This window comes from Streptomyces sp. NBC_01235, from assembly GCF_035989285.1.
Classification (GTDB): domain Bacteria; phylum Actinomycetota; class Actinomycetes; order Streptomycetales; family Streptomycetaceae; genus Streptomyces.
In genome coordinates this window covers 8952765-8971766 of the sequence record NZ_CP108513.1, presented here as the reverse complement: position 1 = coordinate 8971766, position 19002 = coordinate 8952765, and the positions used below count along the sequence as shown (strand labels likewise).

Genomic DNA, 19002 nt, shown 5'->3' with positions numbered 1-19002 from the left:
CTATAACGAAGAGCTGAAGATGTGGAACATCTACGGCTACCCCGAGTGCGCCGAGGCCCTCAGTAACACGAAGGTCTTCTCCAGCGACATGATGCGGCTGGAGCCCATCCAGGTGGACGAGGCCCTCGTCGACGGCGACTTCGGCCACACCGACCCGCCGAAGCACCGCAAGCTGCGCGGCCTGGTCGACCACGCCTTCAAGCCCGCCCTGCTGGGACGCCTCGAGTCACAGGTGCACGGCATCATCCACGAGCTCCTGGACCAACTGGACGGCAAGCCGTCCTTCGATCTCATGAAGGACTTCGCCGCACCGCTGCCGCTCATCGTGATCGCGGATCTGATGGGCGTCCCGCCGAGCGACCGCGTCGTGCTGCGCGGGTGGATGGACAAGATGCTCCAAGGAGGTGAGGAACTGAAGTCCCCGGAGGAGCAGTTGGAGGGAAAGGAGCAGCTGGAGAAGGAACTCGAACTGCTCTGGGAGATGCGTGACTACTGGAAGGACATGGCGGTCGAGCGCAGAAAGAAGCCGCGCGGCGACCTCGTCAGCGAGCTCCTCGATGCCGAAATCGACGGCGAGCGCCTGACGGACAGCCAGATATCCAACATCTGCAACCGGATGATGGTCAATGGGCACCTCACCACCGCCATGCTGATCGGCAACACCATGCTGTGTCTGGATGCCTTTCCGGAAGAGGGCGCCAAGGTCCGAGCGGACAGGTCCCTCCTGCCTTCCGCGATCGAGGAATCCCTTCGCTTCCTGAGTCCCATCTGCGGAGTGGGGCGGGCCACCAACACCGACGTGGAAATAGGCGGCACAACGATCCCCAAGGACCAGTTGCTCATCGTGTGGACCGGCTCCGCCAACCGCGACGAGCGCCAGTTCCACGACCCGAACACCTTCGTCGCCGACCGCACGCCCAACGCACACCTCGGACTGGGCCGCGGCGTCCACTTCTGCATCGGCCGGCAGCTGGCCCGGATGGAGGCCAAGGCCGCCGTGGAGGTCCTCCTGGACCGGTTCCCCGACCTGCGCCCCGACCCGGCCGCCCCGCCCACGTTCCTGCAGGTGATCGACGTCGATGGCGTCGAGACCCTACCGGTCCTCGCCGGTTGAACCCGCCCCTGTCACGGCACCAAGGAGAAACACCATGACAACGGTCGTCCACCAGTGGGACATCCATCCGGAACACCCCTGGTTGCGTGGAGAACGTCCCGACTCCCCCGTCCAGTTCGACGAGGCGCAAGGCGTGTGGAACGTCTACGGTCACGCCGAGTGCCTCGAGATTCTCGGTGACCACACAACGTTCTCCTCCGACCTGACGCGGCTGATGCCCGTCGGCGTCGACCAATCCCTCATCGAGGGGGACATGTCCCAGATGGATCCGCCTCTGCATCGCAAGTTTCGCAGCCTCGTCAGCGGCGCCTTCACGCCGCGGCTGGTCGCGGCGATGGAGTCGCAGGTCGTCGACATCACCCACGGGCTGCTCGACCAGCTCGAGGGCGAATCCGAGATCGAGCTCGCCTCCGCCCTCGCCTATCCGCTGCCGGTCATCGTCATCGCCGAGCTGCTCGGTGTTCCCGCGGACGATCGCGAGTTGTTCCGCAAGTGGGCCGACGATGTGATCGAGAGCTTCAGCGGCTTCTCGTTCCTCGACGACAGCGAGCAGGGTGTGCAGAGCGTCCAGGACGCCACCGAGCGCCTGCGACCCCTGCGGGACTACATGGCCGGGCACCTCGCCGAGCGCCGGGCCCGGCCACGCGAGGACCTGCTCAGCCACCTGGCCCAGGCCGAGGTCGACGGCGAACGGCTGACGGACACCGAGATCGTCAACGTGGCCAACATTCTGCTGGTCACCGGACACATCACCACCACGATGACGCTCGGCAACACGGTGCTGTGCCTGGACGCCAACCCCGAGCAGTTCGCCCGGGTGCGCGCGAACCGGGCCCTGGTACCGGGCGCGATCGAGGAGGCCCTGCGCACGCTCTCTCCCTCGGCCGCCCTCGCCCGGGGCACCACCACCGACGTCGACATCGCGGGGACGCGTATCCCGAAGGACCAGATCGTCATGATGTGGCTGGCCGCCGCCAACCGCGACCCCTCCCGGTTCCCCGAGCCGGATGTCTACGACCCGGCACGCGATCCCAATCCGCACTTCGGGTTCGGCCGTGGCATCCACTTCTGCCTCGGTGCCGGCCTGGCCCGGCTCGAGGCCCGAGTGGCACTGAACGCCCTGATGGACCGCTTCCCGGTGCTGCGAACGGACCCCGACAACCCGCCGACGTTCTTCCCCACGCCGGACATGATCGGCATCAACTCCCTCCCCCTGCGTACCTCATGACCGGCGGACCGAGCGAGGAGGAGACGACCGCCGTGGCGGCGACCGACCCGGCGAACGAGCTCCGGCAGATGATCCTCGGCTTCGTGCCGACGCAGATCCTGTACGCGGCCGTGGACCTGGGCGTGGCCGAGGAACTGGCCGACGGCCCACACGCCTACGGCGAGCTGGCCGGACGCACGGGCACCGATCCCGCCGCGCTGCGCAGGCTGCTGCGCGCGCTCGCGGGCCTTGGTGTGGTGACCCAGCTCGACATGGAGCGCTTCGAACTCACCGACTCCGGTCGGTTGTTGGCATCGAGCACCGAGGGGTCGGTGGCCGACGAGATCAGGCTGTCCGTGGCACCCGAGCTGTGGCGGGCCTGGGGAGCGCTGCCGCAGGTCGTGCGCACCGGCTCGGTCTTCCGTGACCCCGTCGACGGGCTGACCGCGCACGAATCGCTGCTGCGGCGCCCCGGCCCCGCAGCGGCGCTGCGGGCCGGAAAGGCCGCGGGCGTCGGTGAGTTCGCCGCCCACGCCGCCGCGGTGTACGACTTCTCCGTGTTCGGCACGATCGCCGACCTCGGCGGGGACGACGGCACCCTGATCGCAGCGCTGCTGACCGCCGTGCCCGGGGCTCGGGCCGTGCTGCAGGACCTTCCGGAGGCGCTCGACACGACGGTGGCCACGCTGAAGGCGGCGGGGGTCGCCGAGCGTTGCGAGACGGTCGCGGGCGTTCTCGGCGAATCCGTGCCCTTGGGCGCGGACGCCTATCTGCTCAACAACATCGTGCGTGACCTGGACGACGAGGATGCGTCCGCCCTGCTGCGCAGGTGCCGTGCCGCGATGGCGCCGGCCGCCCGGCTGCTTCTGGTGGAGACGCTGATGCCTGCGGTGCTCACCCCGGCCGAGTCGAGCGCGTACGGTCTCACCGACCTCAACAACCTCGTGTTCGCGGGCGGTCGCGAGCGCACCCGCGACGAGTACGCGCAGCTGCTCGCCGCGAGCGGCTTCACCCTCACCGCCACGGTCGCCGTTCCGGTCGGCGAGGGGATGCCGGACTATCACGTCCTGGAGGGAACGCCGAGCGAGAATCCCGGGAGCCGGTGAGAGCGCCGGGGCGCTCTCACCGGCTGCCGGCTCGACGACCGAGGTGAGCGACCGCCCGGCTCAGGCCCAGGCCGTCACCGGCACGAACGAGCTGTCCGGCCGGAACAGGCCGGGCATTCCTGATGCGTGGGGCCGCCATCGTCGGCCGGATCACTGACGCGCACCCCCCAACCCCACTCAGGCCTGTCCCGGTGCCGGGACAGGCCTGAGTGGGGTTGGGGGGTGCGGGAGTCACCTTCGCGCGCGCTCAGCCGACGCGCTGCAGGGCCTTCTCGCGGCGCTCGGCGACCGTGGAGCCCGACTCTCGGCGGGCCATGCGGCGCAGCACGATCGGGGCGAGTACCAGGCCGAGGACGGCCCAGGCGCCGAGGACACCGATGGTCTCCAGATGGCGCCAGGAGTCGCCGATCTCGACGGTGACCGCGCTGTCCGGCAGCAGGGCGGACCGCATGCCGAGCCCGAGCCAGTAGACGGGGAAGACCTGGGCGAACCACTGCGCCCAGTCAGGCATCGACGTGACGGGGTAGAAGATGCCGGACGTGGCGATCATCGCCATCATCGGCAGCATGATGATCCCCTGGCTGCGGGTGCTGGTGAAGACGGATCCGAGTACGGCGCCGATCGGCAGAGTCGCGACCAGCCCCAGCGCCAGCACCCAGACCAGGGTCAGCCAGGCGTCCGCGCTGCCCACGGAGAGTCCGGGGACGATGAGCAGACCGGGGATCAGGAAGATGGCGAGGTCGACGATCAGGCCGAACGACACGAAGACGATCTTGCCGGTGAAATAGCCGACCATGCCGTTCGGCGTCGCCTTGGCCCGCAGCAGGGTGCCGTCCTCCCGCTCTGCGGTGAGCAATTGGCTCATCGTGACCATCGCCATCGCGGAGTTCATGCCGAGGATGCTCGGCAGGACGAGCGTGCCCAGCTCGAACCCGGTGTCCCCGAAGGACACGTCCCGCACGAAGTAGGTGACGATCAGCATCAGCACGGGCCACAGGAAGTGATTGAGGAGGTCGCCCGCGTTGGTCAGCGACTGCCGCAGCTCGATCAGTCCGCGGGACCAGCCCGCGCGCAGCGCTGTCGTGGTCGGGTTCATCGGCGCACCTCACGCGACTCGTTCACCGGCGCGGCCTTGTCCTGCCCGGACTCCGCCTGCCGTACCAGGGAGAGATAGGTGTCCTCCAGCGAGGCGCGGCGGACCTCCAGGTCCGCTATCTCCTCGCCGTGGCGCTGGAACAACTCGTGGACGAACTTGGTCGATTCGGAGGTCGAGTGCCGGTGGTGGCGGCCGTCGTGGGTCCAGCGGACCTCGTCTTCGCCGGCGATGCGGTGGGCCAGTTCGTCCGCGGTACCGTCCGCGATGATGCGGCCGCCGTCCAAAATCATGATCCTGTCGGAGAGCTTCTCGGCCTCGTACAGATCGTGGGTGGTGAGCACGATCGTGGTGTCCTGCTGGACCGCGAGGCTCTCCACCAGGTCGTGGAACTCGCGTCGGGCGACGGGGTCGAGGCCCGCGGTGGGCTCGTCGAGGAAGAGCAGTTCCGGGCGGCCCACGAGTCCGACCGCCACGTCCAGGCGGCGGCGCTGTCCGCCGGAGAGCATCCGCACCTTCTTGTCGGCGTGGGCGGTCAGTCCGACGGCCGCGACGAGTTCGTCGGGGTCCCAGGGCCGTCGTACGCGGTCGGTGGAGTAGGGGGCGTAGTACCGGCCGAGGTGACCGAGGAGTTCGCGCACCCGCCAGCGGCCGTGGTCGCGCCAGGATTGCAGGACGACGCCCACCCGTGCCCGCCAGCGCTCGTCGGCGTGGGCCGGATCGGTGCCGAGCACCTCGATGCGGCCGGCCGACCGCATGCGGAACCCCTCCAGGATCTCCAGGGTCGTGGTCTTTCCCGCCCCGTTCGGCCCGAGCAGGCACACCACTTCGCCGTGGTGCACCCGCAGGTTGACGTCCTGCAGGACCTGCGTCGAGCCGTAGCGCATGCGCAGGCCCTCGACATCGAGGACGACCTCGTCGCGCGTAGTCATAGATGTTCCCTCGTCTTCGGACCCGGCCCTCGGCCGGCCGTACGGCTGGAGGTGCGGCCCGGAAACCGCCGGGGGATGTACGGTTTCCGGGCCGCGGTCGGGCGCCGGTGGGCCGTGTGGTTGCCCCGCCCGTGGGCAGCCGTGGCTCGTTCCGGCGTGGTGCGGAAGGACTCTGCGTCGGCCGCCTCGCTCATGGGGCGCGCCGGATGACGATGTCGCCGTCGAGGGTGCGGGCGCGCACCTCGACGATCTGATCGCTGTTCGCCGGACCGTCCGCGCCCTGCAGTTGGTTGTGTACGGTGCCGGACACGGTCTTGACGTCGAGCTTGGCGGCGGTGCCCGCGCAGATGCCCACGTCGATCTGTGCGGAGGAGGCCGTGATCTCGACCGAGCCGCGGGAGACCTCGGCGATCCGGACGGCGCCGTGGATCGTCTTGACCTCGACGCTGGCGTGAGGGCGGTCCACGCGGAAGTCGGCGTGCGTCCCGGTCAGACGCAGACTGCCGGTGATCTCTCCGATCCGGACCTCCCCCCTGTCGTTGGAGATGGTCGCGGTGCCGTCGATCTCATCGACGTGGATCGCTCCCGATCCGTTGCCGATCTTGGCGTCTCCTTCCACGCGGGTCACGGTGATCTCGCCGCGGGACGTGGACAGATGCACCGGACCGGTCCGGTCGAGGCGTACGTCGCCCTCGGCGACCTCAAGGCGGCACTCGCCGAGCACGCCCTGGCTGCGCAGGACACCCCAGGCCACGCTGCCGCGCACGGTCGAGCCCGCCGGCACTTCGATCGTCACGTCGATGGAGCCGCCGTGCGGAGGGGGGCCGGAACTGCCGCCCAGGGACGGTCCCTTGACCACGAGCTTGCCGCGGCTGCAGTCGACCTCGACCTGCTCGGCGGCCCGGACGTCGGCCGCTTTGGAGGGGTTGCTGGGGCGCACCTCGACCACTGTGTCGAGACGCTTGCTCGCGGTGATCAGGACCTCGCCCGTGGTGACAGCGATGCGGGCCGAGATCGGTTCCGGGGTGTCGAACGTGGCCATGCCGGACCTCCATGGTGAGTCGGTGGGGACGCGCGGCGGCTACCGCGCCCAGCCGATGTGGTTCTGCTGCTCGGACGGTGCGCGCCGGGCGGTGCGGCGGGCGCCGCTGTCGAGCGTGCTGGTGGCGGCCCGGACGAGCCATGCGTTGGCCGAGAGCCCTTCGCCGCCTGCGGTTTCCTCCATCCGGGGCTTGAGCGGCCCGGGCGGGCGGAAGTTGATGCGTGCCGGGGCGTCCTGGCCGTCGTCGGCCGGTGGTTCGGCACCGGAGTCGAAGGAGTCGAACAGCGGTCCGACCTCCGCTTCGGTCGGCGGCACCAGCACCGCCAAGCCCGGATCGCGGCCACGCAGCCGGATGTCGACCGCGCCCGGAACGACGTCCCTGGCGATCTCGTCGGCGGCGGCCGACAACGCGCTGAGCCGCGTGAGCCGGACCGACGCCTCAAGTGGCACCACCAGGCGCTCCGCGGGCCCGAGGACCTCCATGCCGACGGCCTCTGCCGCCGCGAGGGACTCGCGACGGAGGCTGCCTACGTGGGGCGTCAGGTTCATAACGCCATCGTGGCACATCCATGGCGCCAAGCACAAGCAACCATCAACTGAAGGCAATGGCAAGGGAGATGGACACCTGCATCACCCCTTCCAACAAAACGTTTCTCCGATGGTTGCGCCATAGTGGCGCGTTCCACGACCAGGAAGGATCAGCCGACTGGCACCCGCACGGCGGGGACCGGCAACGCCCCTGCCCGGAGCCGCTCGATCCACGTCACGCAGGTCGCGGCGGGAGGCGTCGCTTGCGCATGGCGCCACCGCAGTGTGAGGATGGCGCCGTGGAACTCACACGGTATGTCGAGGGATTGCGCCAGAAACTCCTGGTCGCGGCCGATGTGGGCGACGACAGGGCCCGTGAGGCCGCCGAGCGTCTCGTCACTCCGCTCTCCTCCGCCGTGCGGCTGGTCATGCTCGAAGCGCTGTCGGCTGCCACGGACGAGATCACCCGGGAACTCGCTCCCGGCGCGGTCGAGATCCGACTCAGGGGGCTCGACCCCCATTTCGTCGTCACACCACCGCCGGCCGGCTCGGCCGCGGATTCGGGGTTCGAGCATCCCCGCCGGCTCCCGTTGCCGCCCCCGGCGCCCACTGCCCCGGGCACGGCCAACAGCGACGACCGCACGACGTCCCGCATCAACTTCCGGCCTCCGGAACACCTCAAGACCCGTATCGAGGAGGCCGCCGGCCGGGACGGACTGTCGGTGAACGCCTGGCTGGTCCGGGCTGTGTCCGCGGTGCTCGAGTACGACGAGCGCACCCGCGGCCCCGAGCGGCAGGCGGACCACTACACGGGCTGGGCCACCTAGACCGTTTCACCCATTACCCGGAATATCCAGGCGTCGGGCCCGTGGCGCCGATTGAGGGCATTTCTATCTGATTACCGCCCCGCAGGCCCTTTCCGACCGATGACCGGACAACCCCGTCACGCAGTCGGCTGTAACCCTTCACTCCCTCCAAAGTTGCGGAATAAAGCATCCCGCAGATTCGCTCCGGGCTGGCAGAAAATGGCGGCACTGGATGGCGAAAATTGGCACCCATTGGCGCCACCTCCTTGAACCAGGAAGCAAACTAGGGTTCTACTAGGAAACGCCGTTCGAAGCAGCCGGATCTATCCACCACTTCGACGGCGACATCTGCCATGACTAGGGGGACTAGTGGTCGAGGCGAACGGGGCGAGCTGTCGAACGTATCTCTTCCAATGTCGGCCGGGGGCGCTCAGCGCTGCGCCGACGGACATTCCGTAGGGCGCGGGTTCCGACCGCCGACAGCGGCGAACCGATTCGGGCTGAGGGCTGGGGTGGCCCGGTGCGGCCGACTGGGAGCAGTCGGGCCGACGACCGGCGCATCACCCGCACGCGACGTGGCCGGTCATGGCGCCGTCCCATGGACATGACTCCCCGAGACATGGTGTTTCGCCCTTTTCCAGGAGCGGCTAGCGATGTCCTCGTCCGCTCGATGTACGTTCACATGGAGACACGATGACCAATCAGGCCAGCGGCCTCGACGGCTCTACGGTCGTGCAGTTCCGCAAGAAGCCGGACACGGCAGCAAGGCACCTGAGACTCAACGCCGATGTGGCACGCAGCCAGGTACTGACGACCAAGGTGGGCCTGCAGATACCCGGCGGCTTGACCTTCGACGACTGGGAACGGGCCGGACGCCAGCTGTCCGGAATCCTCAGTTCCTCCTCCTGGTGGCTGGGCGACTGGCTCGTCTACGGCAAGGACCACTACGGCGACCGCTATCAGCGCGGTATCCGGGCGGCAGGGCTGCAATACCAGACCCTGCGCAACTACGCATGGGTCTCACGGCGCTTCGAGATGGACCGCAGGCGCCCCGCACTGAGCTTCCAGCACCACGCCGAACTCGCCTCATTACCCACCGAGGAACAAGATCGGTGGCTCGACCGCGCCGAACAGATGAAGTGGACGACGAAGCAGTTGCGCGGTGCCATCCGCATGGCCTGGGAGAACGGCACGGCCGACGGGGAATCGGCCGAGCCCACTCGAAAGCTCGCGGTGCCCGGCAATCGGCTGCAGTGGTGGCACAAGGCGGCGGAACAGTCGGGCATCGACTTCGAGGATTGGGTGCTCGCGACGCTCGACAACGCTGCGGAACGCGCGCTCAAGGAGACGCAGGAGAAGGCCGGCATCAGCGCCTGAGCCGCCCTGCCGACGACGGTGACACCGCGCCCTTTCGGACCCTGACGCCACGGCCGACGGGCCATCCGGGACCCGCACCCCACCATCGCGTGGGCGGGTCCCGGATGGCCCGTTCATATGCCCCGACAATCGGGCTCCGAACTGATCAGCCGCCGCTTCGGCGTCCGTTTCGGGTCCGGGATCATCGGCAGATGCGTGGCAGGATTCTGCCTTTCCCGGTCCGGGGCATACCGCCGAATCACTGTCCTGTCGACGGGACGCTCGACCGGTACCCGGTGGACAACTCAGCCCGCAGGTAATACCCCCCGAATTGCGAGTGACCCGCACCCAGGCGGGTCACGCCCCCTGTGATGGTGCAGGCAATCAATCATCCGTAGTGTTCGGGGTGTTGGAAAGTACAGGGGTGGTGTCGTCGGCGTAGACGGCCGTCATGCCGGCTTCGGAAAGGCGGCGGCGTGGGAAAGCGATTCCATTCGTCGTGCCTCTCGCCGAGCGCGGCGGTGACCAGTCGTTCGAGGGCGGCCGACTGGGGAAGACCTGCGGGCGTGGTGGGTCGGACTGGGACAAGACCATCAGGCACCTCCAGGATCGAACTGGCCGTTCACCAGGGTGATTGCACGATGGCCTGCCTTGTGCGCAGGGAGCGGGGCCCTCACTGGATGCGCGCCCCGGGCACCCGCCCGCGCACACCCGCACGGTGATCGCCCACACCACCACGCGGGACGCCGTCCCCAGGCGCAAGTGACTGGCATCACTTCGCCGAATACGCACCGGGAACAGACGCGGGAATTCTGGAAGAAACACGGAACAGCTGCCGAAACAGCCGGCCATTTCACCGAAGGAGCCAACCGTGCCCACCGCGGCGGCGAGAGCATTGTCCAAGGCGCAGATCCTCGTCGAGGCGTTGCCGTGGCTGGTGCGGCACAACGGCAGGACGGTTGTGATCAAGTTCGGTGGCAATGCCATGGTGGACGAGGAGCTGAAGGCCGCGTTCGCGCAGGATGTGGTGTTCCTGCACCATGCCGGGCTGAAGCCGGTGGTGGTGCACGGCGGCGGCCCGCAGATCAGTGCGGCACTCGACAGGCATGGCATCGCCAATGAGTTCAAGGCCGGGCTGCGGGTGACCACCGAGGACGCGATGGATGTCGTACGGATGGTGCTGGCCGGGCAGGTGCAGCGTGAGCTGGTCGGGCTGCTCAACCAGCACGGTCCGCTGGCCGTGGGTCTGACGGGGGAGGACGCGCACACCATCACCGCCACCCGGCATCAGCCGGAGATCGACGGTGAGCCGGTCGACATCGGGCGGGTCGGGGAGATCACCGACATCGACACCGGTGCGATCGAGGCGCTGCTGGCCGACGGCCGGATCCCGGTCGTCTCCTCGATCGCCCGCAGCCAGGACGACCATCACGTTTACAACGTCAACGCCGACACCGCGGCCGCAGCGCTCGCCGCCGCGCTGGGCGCGGAGACGCTGATGGTGCTCACGGACGTGGAGGGCCTGTACGAGGACTGGCCGAACTCCGACGAGGTGATCAGCCGTCTGACGGCTTCGCAACTGGAGAAGCTGCTGCCGGAGCTGCGCTCCGGCATGGTGCCGAAGATGGAGGGCTGCCTGCACGCCGTACGAGGCGGCGTGACCACGGCCCGGATCATCGACGGCCGGGTCCAGCACTCGATCCTGCTGGAGGTCTTCACGGATGAAGGGATCGGCACAATGGTCGTGCCGGACGAGTTCGACGGGACCGTGGCCTGACGGGGCATCAGAAGCCGACGTGGCGCCGACAGGGCACCCCACCCCGCATTGACGCCGCGCCGGCCCTCATCACCGGCCCCTTTCGGACAGAACCGTCCCACCACTGCGCCACACCGCCTCACCATGGCGCCAACCTGAACCGCCCACGCCATCGGGCTCAACGACCTTGCGACAGAGGCATTGTGAAGCCATCGGAACCCTCGGAACGACAGCCCGCTTTTGGCCAACTCGGTTGACAAACCACAACACCGCCCACACATGGCACCACTCCTGCGCCATAATGGCGTCATGGATCTCACGCCGTTCGTCGACCACCTCCGGCACGAGCTGATGGTCACGGCAGAGGCAGGCGGAGCGGACAGCCTCGCTCTGGCCGACCGGCTGACCGCGACCATGGAGCCGGCCGTACGACTCACCCTGCTCAATGTGCTGTCCGAGGCCATGGACCAGGTCAGCCATCTTCTGGCATCCGCCACGGTCACCGTGCGTCTGCACGGACTGGAGCCCCGGTTCGACGTGACAGCGGTGGCCGGGCAGGACTCCCCGTCCGGCGCCGGCGACGTCGAGCGTGCCGGCGGTCCCGTTCTCGGAGGACACATCCGCCTTCAGTTCCCGGACGTGAGCAGCGTCAAGGCCGCCGCCGCCGTGTTCCCCACCGCGACCCAGGACCCCGCGGCACGCGCCCTGTACATACCCACCGACGGCGGCCTGCCGACCCTGCGGACCGTTCTTGCACGACACGACGCGGCCTCGCTCGACGCCGAGGCTCTCACCGCGCACACGGCCGCGCTCGACGAACTCTTCCAGACCGTCAACGGCTGCCCCCTCCCGAGCGACGACGATCGCCCGGCCCCGACCCAGCCGCCCTCATGACGACCGTCGGCCGCACGGTCGTCGCCACTCCCCCGGGTCCCCAACTCGGTCCCGACCATCCGCTCGTTCGTTAGGAGCACGACCACCGTGGCCACATTCCTCTACAAACTGGGGCGCTTCTCCTTCCGTCGACGAGGCACCACACTGCTGCTGTGGCTCGTCGTCCTCATCGGTGCGGGCGTCGCCGCGGCCTCCGCCCCTCCGCTGCCCGCCGACACGTTCACGATGCCGGGTACGGAGACGCAGAAGACATACGACCTGCTGCGGGAGAGGTTCCCGGAGTTCAGCGCCGACGGCGCCGAAGCCCGCATCGTCGTGCGGGCGCCCGGCGGTGCGAAGATCACCGACCCGGCCAGGAAGGCCGAGGTCAAGGCGCTCTTCGCCGATCTCGCCAAATCGCCGCAGGTCGATCAGGTCGTCGACCCGTTCACCGGTCAGGCCGTCAGCAAGGACGGCACCACCGCCTACGGGTCCGTCGCCTACGAAGTGGGCCCCACCCAGATCAGCCAACAGGCCCATGACGCGCTGCTCGACACGGCACGGGACGGGCGGGCCGTTGGCCTCGTCGTCGAGATGAGCGGAGACGCCCTGCCGCCGGAGGGTTCGATGGGCTCCGGTGAGGCCATCGGCATCCTGGTCTCCGCCATCGTGCTGCTGATCACCTTCGGTTCCCTGGTGGCCGCCGGCATGCCGCTGCTCACCGCGTTCATCGGTGTCGCCGTCGGCATCTGCGGCATCGTCGCCCTGGGGAGCACCCTGGGGCTGTCGTCCACGACGTCGACGCTGGCACTCATGCTGGGTCTGGCGGTCGGCATCGACTACGCGCTGTTCATCATCTCTCGCTACCGCTCCGAGATCGACGAGGGCCGCGAGCGCACCGAGGCCGCGGGACGAGCCGTCGGCACGGCGGGCTCGGCGGTGGTGTTCGCCGGTCTCACGGTCTTCGTCGCCCTCGGCGGACTGGCCGTCGTCAATGTCCCCATGCTCACCAAGATGGGGCTTGCCGGAGCCGGCACCGTCGCGGTGGCCGTGATCGTCGCGCTCACGCTCGTGCCCGCGCTGCTCGGGTTCGCGCCCGTCAAGGTACTGCGCCGCAGGGACCGCGCCGCGCAGTACGGCAAGCCGCTGTCGGCCCGCCAGCAGCGCAAGGCCGCCAAGCAGGCCGGCCGGCAGAAGCCGAACCTCGGCACCCGCTGGGCGGGATTCGTGCTGCGCCGCCCCGTCACCGTGCTGATCATCGGCGTGGTCGGCCTCGGCACGGCCGCCGTACCCGCCGCCAGTCTGCAGCTGGGCCTCCCCTCGGAGGGCACGATGGCGCCGCACACCACTCAGCGCAAGGCGTACGACATGCTCACGGAGTCCTTCGGCCCCGGTTTCAACGGGCCGCTGACGGTCGTCGTCGAGGGCCGGGACGCCAAGTCCACGGCAGCCACCGTGCGTTCGGACGTGGCGGCACAGAAGGGCATCGTCTCCGTGAGCCCGCCGTCCTTCAACAAGGCGGGCAACACCGCCATCCTCAACGTCGTTCCGGCCACCGGCCCGAGTGACACGAAGACCGAGACGCTGGTCAGGGACTTGCGCCGACTCGCCGACGGTATCGAGGGCAAGACAGGTGCCGCGGTGCTCGTGGCCGGCCAGACGGCGATGTTCCTCGACTTCTCCCAGACGCTCGACAAGGCGCTGCTGCCGTATCTGGCCGTGGTGGTCGGGTTGGCGTTCCTCCTTCTGATGCTGGCGTTCCGCTCGATCCTCGTGCCTCTCAAGGCGGCCCTGGGCTTTCTGCTCTCGGTGACGGCGGCCCTCGGCGCGGTCGTCGCGGTGTTCCAGTGGGGCTGGCTGTCCGAGGTCTTCGGTGTCGACCAGCCCGGGCCGGTGATGAGCACCATGCCGATCTTCATGATCGGCGTGGTCTTCGGTCTCGCCATGGACTACGAGGTGTTCCTGGTGACGCGCATGCACGAGGCCTACGCCTACGGGGCCTCGACACGCGAGGCGGTGGTGACCGGCTACCAGTACGGCGGCCGGGTGGTCGGTGCGGCCGCGCTGATCATGATGAGTGTGTTCTCCGGATTCATCGTGGAGGACAACGACTTCATCCAGATGATCGGCTTCGGCCTGGCCATCGCCGTTCTCTTCGACGCCTTCGTCGTGCGGATGACCCTGGTACCGGCGCTGTTCGCCCTGTTGGGAGACAAGGCCTGGTGGATGCCCAGGTGGCTCGACCGGCTGCTGCCGAACATGGACGTCGAGGGCAAGAACCTGTCGGGGGCCGCCGGGGCGGACCGGCCGAGCCGGCGGCGCGCCCCCCAGCCCCACCTCACGGACTGAGTCCACCGCGACGGAATGAGGCGGGGCCGGTGAGCCACTCCACGGCTCACCGGCCCCGCCTCTCCGCTACGCCCTGTCGCTCGCCGCTTCCACGATTTCAGCCGCCTCGCCGGCCTCCGGCCCGAGCCGCGTGCGCCGCAGATCGGCACAGCGTCCCCCTGGCCTCCGGCAACTCCTCGTGTGTGCCGCGTGCGATGATCCGGCCGGTCTCGACCACCAGGATCAGGTCGGCTGCCCGCACGGTGGACAGCCGGTGGGCGATCACGACCGCGGTCCTGCCTTCCGGCGCCCCGGTGAGCGCCTCCTGGACGGCGGCCTCAGAGGTGTTGTCGAGGTGAGCGGTGGCCTCATCGATGACCACGCATTGCACATGATGCGTCATCGGAAAGATGTCGGCCTGGACAAGTCACAGAAAAGCCCAGGTCAGAGACGGATTATCGACTCTCTGTCCCGGGTGCGGGCGCCCAGAGCGTCAAATGAGCGTCATGGCGAACAGCCCCTCCCTCCTCTTCGAGCGGAAGAGGCCGCCGCGACCAGCTCACCTGCGCGAGCCCGCTCCCGCTCACTCTGGACGCGGGCTCGAACATCACGGCCCGCACCGCTTCTCACACCGCCCTGATGGAGTCATGCCCTCCAGCCCACAGCCCGCCGCACCCACGCCGAGCGACATCTCGGGCGCAGTCGCCGAGGACCTCGCGCTGTACCGGGAGAAGTTCCGGCTCCGGCTGCCGATGCGTCCTATCGAATCTGCCGGGCCAGTCCGGTCGCCCTGCCCATGAGCCATTCGAGCGGCCCCCGCTGGACGAAGCGGGACCAGAGGGTGGCCAGGACGGTGACGGACGCGATGAAACCGAGCAGGATGTACAGGGGCGGGACGGTCAGTTCCTCGGTGTCCAGGAGCCAGATGGCGACGATGTGGCAGACGTACGCGGTCAGTGACATCGAGCCGACCGCGATGACGGGCCCCGCCAGGCGGCGCAGCCGGGGGAAGGCGTCCATGGCGGCCAGGCACGCGGTGACCACCAGGATCGCCACACCGGTGGCGCCCACGATGGACAGGGTCGCCTCGCTGTGCGGGGCGGCTGCCAGCATTCCGGCCGGGCTGTCGCCGAAGATGCCGATGCTGTCGGGCGATACGGACGACATGCCCGATCCCTCTTCGGCTTTCCCAACGGCTTCGGCGGCACCGGGCACGAGACGCACCGCCAGCCAGGAACCGCCGTAGCCGGTGACGGCGAGGGCGACGCCGGTGAGGGCGAGGCGTATCCGGACAGCCGTGGCGGCCAGGTCGCAGCGGGCGACAGCCATACCGGCGATGACGAACGGGACCCAGGTCAGGGCCGGATAGCCGCCCGTGAAGAACAGTGAGACGGGGCCGTCGGCCTGGCCGTAGGAGAGAAATACACGGCCGCCGAACACCGGCTTCAGAGCGTACAGCAGCTGCGGGCCCACCAGGGCCCAGCCCACCGCGATCAGCGCCAGCGGCTTGGCGCCCAGCCGGTACAGCGGCAGCACGAGCAGGAAGAACAGTCCGTAGAAGGCGAGGATCGGCACGACCGGGGTGCCGGTCAAGGTCAGGGCGGTGCCCAGGGCCATCAGGATCACGGCCCGGATGACGACCTTGGCGGCGGCCTGGCGGCCGGCCAGCCCGGTCTTCGGTGTGCGGCGCCCGGTGATGAGGGCCACCGCGAAGCCGGCCAGGACGGCGAACAGGGCGGAGGAGCGGCCTTGCGCCAGCTCCATCAGGAAGCCGACGACACCGTCCTGGCCCGGGGCGGGGCCCACATGGACCGCGTACATGCCGAAGACGGCCAGGCCCCGGGCCAGGTCCAGTCCGACCAGCCGGCCCACGCCGGGCGCGCCCCGCGTGGGCTCACCGCGCTCATGTTCAGGTGATGGTGCGTCGGCCGGCGGGGAGTCTGCGTGCTGTGCCATGGCTCTGAGACTGGAGACCGGGCGAGCCGCGGAGTATCCGGCAGAAGGCTGCCGTGCCCCTGCCGACTGGAGGGCGATACCCCGCCGGGTGGCTGGAGCTGCCGTCCGAAACGCTGCAGGGACGCTCCGGGGCTTTGGGGTCGGGGCGGTATGAGCCGGGCGGTAGGGACGAAGGTGAGGCGGAGAGCACGTGATCCGGGCAGTGGTGGTGGACGACAAGGCTTTGGTGCGGTCGGGCTTCGGGCTCGTTCTGGGCGCGTCCGACGACATCGAGGTCGTCGCGACCGCGAGCGGCGGCGACGCCGTGGACACCGTCCGCCGGGTGCGGCCCGACGTGGTGCTGCTGGACATCCGGATGCCGGACGTCGACGGGCTGACCGTCCTGCGCGAACTGCGGATGCCGGACTCCCCGGTGGTGGCGATGAGCCGGGCACGCGCCCTGTGGGAGCGGGTTCCTGCTCCGGTCGTCGACATCGTCCTGGTGGCGGTGGCAGCCGAGGACGTATGGCTGACCATGTGGGACCACACGCGCCTCGGCGTCGCGCTGGCCACGCTCGGCTGTGCCGCGTTGGTCTTCCGGCGCAGGTTCCCGCTCGGCGTCTTCCTGCTCACCCTGCCCATCGCACTGACGCAAGAGGTCGCCCTCGCCCCGCTCGTGGCGCTGTTCACCCTGGCCGAACGCTCCCGCAGCCGTCCTCTCCTCTCGGGGTGCGTCGCCCTGACCGCCGTGGCGAGCAGCGTTCCATGGCCCCTGTCCGGTTTCGCCGAGGCCGGCCGGACCATGACGCTGATCGACTTCGTGTACAGCCTGGCCACCGCTGTCACCCCGGTCCTTTTCGGGTAACTCCTCCAGGCGCACCGGGACTTGGCACGGCGGCTGGCGGAGATCGAGGAGGTCAGGGAGCACGAGCGGGCCCTGCATGCCCAGGCCGTGCTCGACCGCGAACGCGCCCAGCTGGCCCGTGAGATGCACGACCAGGGCCGAGGCGAGGGCCATCTGTCGGCTCAGTGGCCGAATGAGGCTGCCCCCGTGACGAGGGCGTGCACCAACGCTTCGGATGCCTCAGGCCGCACGACGAACAGGACGAAGGCGCCCGCCGTCAGCGTCAGGCCGAGGAACTCCAAGAACTCGCCCCTGTCAGGGACGGCGTCACGGCCCGGCACGTCGGCCGATGACGGGAGGGAAGCGCCGGTCTCCTGGTGTCGCGCATGGTGTGTCATGCCTCCAGCCTGGAAGCCCGGCCGACCAGTGCCCATCCGGCGGCCGTCGGGTCCACCCCCGCCAAGTGGCTGGAGAATCAGCCGTCCGGTCGCATCGGACCTGTCGGGACGAGACTCCGCCGGTCGGCAGGGCGATACCCGCCGACCGGCGGGGCCGTCACCGAAGCCTGACGGATGGTCGCCCCCCTGACGTCGACACGAGATTCTCCGTATGACACAGACACAACCGCCGCGGGAGACGCCGGCTCCGCAGGAGAACTCGCCTCCGCAGTCCCGCACCTCCCCCGAATCCGCCGTGTCGGCCTCGCCCGGTCCTTCGATGGGCCGCCTCGTCGGAGTGGACCTGGCCCGCGCGCTGGCGGTGTTCGGCATGTACGTGGTGCACATCGGTCCCCCGCTGTCGGCCACGGACGGCGTCGCCGGCTGGGTCCGGTACATGGCGGACGGTCACTCGTCGGTCCTGTTCGCCACCCTCGCCGGGTTCTCACTGATGCTGATCGCCGGCCGCCGCGAGCCGAAGACCGGACTGGCCGGCCGCCAGGCCAAGGCTCGCATCGCGATCCGCGCCGTGATCCTGCTGGCGCTGGGCACCGCGATGGCCATGGAGTACGGCGGAGTGATCATCCTCGGCTTCTACGGCGTCTACTTCCTTCTCGCCCTGCCCCTGGTGCGACTGTCGGCCAGAACACTCGCGATCATCGCGACCGCCCTCGCCCTGGTCACACCCCAGCTGGCGTTCGCCCTGAACTCGCTGCTGACCGAGTCGGTCCAGCAGAGCATCAACGCCTACGACCCGCTCCACCGGCTCAGCGACGTGGGGGTGCTCGATCTGCTGCTCACCGGCTTCTACCCGACGATCACCTGGATTCCGTTCGTGGTCGCCGGCATGGCGCTGGCCCGCCTCGACCTGTCCGCGACCGCCGTCCAGTGGCGCCTGGCCGCCCTCGGCGCCGCCCTCACCGCGGCCGCGTACGGCATGTCCCTGCTGCTCGCCGGCAAGGACGCGTTGCGGAGCACGGCCGAAGACGGGCCGTCGTCCGGCAGCTCCGGGTCACTGCCCCTCGACAGCGGGTCCGTAACTCTCGACAGCGGTTCGTTCCCCGATATGCCGGCGTCGTCGCTCCTGACGGCCGGGCCGCACAGCGGCACCACGTTCGACATCATCGGCAGCGTCGGAGTCGCGATCCTCGTGATCGTGGGTGCGACGGCGGCGATGGACCGCCTCCCGCGACTGCGCCGCCTGGCGAAACCGGTCGTCGCCGTGGGCACCATGTCGCTGACCGCCTACGTCGGCCACTTCCTCGTGCAGTCCGCGTTGCCCCTGGCCGGCGGAACGGGCACCCAGCAGTCATGGGCGCCGGTGACCATGTTCGTCCTCGGTGCGATCCTGTTCGCCGCCGTCTGGTCCCGCTACTTCCGCCGCGGCCCCCTGGAGTACCTGCTCAACACCGCCACCAAGCCGGCGAAGCACATCCGATGAGACCCGGCCGGGGTGGGACGCCTCCACACTCCACCCCGGCAGTGGGGGACGGCGTCCAGCGACGGGAAGGCGTCGACAACCCGAGCGACGCCGATGATCCGCAGCATCTCCCGCGCCGAGGGGCTGGGCACGATCAGTGCGAGCGGGGTGCCCGTACCCCGGGTGGTGCGGCAGGGGCACTGAGCCTGAGCGAGTGAGGGAAAG

At 69.3% G+C, this 19002-nt stretch carries 16 protein-coding genes and 1 pseudogene; 10 read left to right on the top strand and 7 right to left on the bottom strand.

Going from position 1 to position 19002, the window contains the following annotated elements; all coding sequences use genetic code 11:
- Nucleotides 1-19: 19 nt before the first annotated feature.
- From OG289_RS40385 to OG289_RS40375, 3 genes are read left to right on the top strand one after another with little or no spacing between them, the layout of a single operon-like run.
- Entirely contained in the window at nt 20-1114 is a 1095-nt protein-coding gene (locus OG289_RS40385) for a cytochrome P450 (RefSeq protein WP_327318961.1), read from the top strand.
- A gap of 34 nt (nt 1115-1148) precedes the next feature.
- Nucleotides 1149-2342 (top strand): cytochrome P450, encoded by a 1194-nt coding sequence (locus OG289_RS40380; RefSeq protein ID WP_327318960.1) that lies wholly within the window; start codon nt 1149-1151, stop codon nt 2340-2342.
- Complete coding sequence (locus OG289_RS40375) at nt 2339-3427, top strand: methyltransferase (protein ID WP_327318959.1); 1089 nt, start codon at nt 2339-2341, stop codon at nt 3425-3427. Before OG289_RS40380 ends, OG289_RS40375 begins: the two co-directional genes overlap by 4 nt.
- A gap of 247 nt (nt 3428-3674) precedes the next feature.
- Here OG289_RS40375 and OG289_RS40370 read toward each other — a convergent pair whose 3' ends face one another.
- The 4 genes from OG289_RS40370 to OG289_RS40355 form a co-directional block, all read right to left on the bottom strand.
- The gene (locus OG289_RS40370; protein ID WP_327318958.1) at nt 3675-4523 is read right to left on the bottom strand and encodes an ABC transporter permease; all 849 of its coding nucleotides are present in this window, start codon (nt 4521-4523) and stop codon (nt 3675-3677) included.
- A complete protein-coding gene (locus OG289_RS40365; protein WP_327318957.1) occupies nt 4520-5452 on the bottom strand; it encodes an ABC transporter ATP-binding protein in 933 nt (310 codons plus the stop codon). The genes OG289_RS40370 and OG289_RS40365 overlap by 4 nt, the downstream gene beginning before the upstream one ends.
- Before the next feature lie 190 nt (nt 5453-5642).
- Entirely contained in the window at nt 5643-6494 is an 852-nt protein-coding gene (locus OG289_RS40360; protein WP_327318956.1) for a DUF4097 family beta strand repeat-containing protein, read from the bottom strand.
- Nucleotides 6495-6533: 39 nt separating this feature from the next.
- Nucleotides 6534-7043 carry a hypothetical protein gene (locus OG289_RS40355; RefSeq protein WP_327318955.1) on the bottom strand — a complete coding sequence of 170 codons (510 nt, stop codon included), beginning with the start codon at nt 7041-7043 and terminating at the stop codon, nt 6534-6536.
- 278 nt (nt 7044-7321) lie between these two features.
- On the opposite strand from OG289_RS40355, the gene OG289_RS40350 reads away from it, so the two are divergent.
- The 5 genes from OG289_RS40350 (at nt 7322) to OG289_RS40330 (ending at nt 14162) form a co-directional block, all read left to right on the top strand.
- Nucleotides 7322-7849 carry a hypothetical protein gene (locus OG289_RS40350; RefSeq protein ID WP_327318954.1) on the top strand — a complete coding sequence of 176 codons (528 nt, stop codon included), beginning with the start codon at nt 7322-7324 and terminating at the stop codon, nt 7847-7849.
- A gap of 672 nt (nt 7850-8521) precedes the next feature.
- Nucleotides 8522-9205, top strand: coding sequence for an LmbU family transcriptional regulator (locus tag OG289_RS40345; RefSeq protein WP_327318952.1), 684 nt, complete (start codon nt 8522-8524; stop codon nt 9203-9205).
- 829 nt (nt 9206-10034) lie between these two features.
- Nucleotides 10035-10961, top strand: a complete 927-nt coding sequence (gene argB / locus OG289_RS40340) for an acetylglutamate kinase (protein WP_442819121.1) — start codon at nt 10035-10037, stop codon at nt 10959-10961.
- Between the two features lie 288 nt (nt 10962-11249).
- A complete protein-coding gene (locus tag OG289_RS40335; protein WP_327318950.1) occupies nt 11250-11834 on the top strand; it encodes a hypothetical protein in 585 nt (194 codons plus the stop codon).
- A gap of 87 nt (nt 11835-11921) precedes the next feature.
- Nucleotides 11922-14162 carry an MMPL family transporter gene (locus OG289_RS40330; RefSeq protein ID WP_327318949.1) on the top strand — a complete coding sequence of 747 codons (2241 nt, stop codon included), beginning with the start codon at nt 11922-11924 and terminating at the stop codon, nt 14160-14162.
- A gap of 66 nt (nt 14163-14228) precedes the next feature.
- Here the strand turns inward: OG289_RS40330 and OG289_RS40325 are convergent.
- Together OG289_RS40325 and OG289_RS40320 are read right to left on the bottom strand one after the other, a co-directional pair.
- A pseudogene (locus OG289_RS40325) lies at nt 14229-14523 on the bottom strand (ABC transporter ATP-binding protein); the annotation flags it as partial.
- 377 nt (nt 14524-14900) lie between these two features.
- The gene (locus tag OG289_RS40320) at nt 14901-16097 is read right to left on the bottom strand and encodes a DUF418 domain-containing protein (RefSeq protein ID WP_327318948.1); all 1197 of its coding nucleotides are present in this window, start codon (nt 16095-16097) and stop codon (nt 14901-14903) included.
- Nucleotides 16098-16287: 190 nt separating this feature from the next.
- On the opposite strand from OG289_RS40320, the gene OG289_RS40315 reads away from it, so the two are divergent.
- Complete coding sequence (locus OG289_RS40315; protein WP_327318947.1) at nt 16288-16941, top strand: response regulator; 654 nt, start codon at nt 16288-16290, stop codon at nt 16939-16941.
- Nucleotides 16942-17102: 161 nt separating this feature from the next.
- Here OG289_RS40315 and OG289_RS40310 read toward each other — a convergent pair whose 3' ends face one another.
- Nucleotides 17103-17318, bottom strand: coding sequence for a hypothetical protein (locus OG289_RS40310; RefSeq protein WP_327318946.1), 216 nt, complete (start codon nt 17316-17318; stop codon nt 17103-17105).
- Between the two features lie 211 nt (nt 17319-17529).
- Here OG289_RS40310 and OG289_RS40305 point away from each other — a divergent pair, with 211 nt between their 5' ends.
- Nucleotides 17530-18798 carry a DUF418 domain-containing protein gene (locus OG289_RS40305; RefSeq protein WP_327318945.1) on the top strand — a complete coding sequence of 423 codons (1269 nt, stop codon included), beginning with the start codon at nt 17530-17532 and terminating at the stop codon, nt 18796-18798.
- Nucleotides 18799-19002 lie beyond the last annotated feature (204 nt).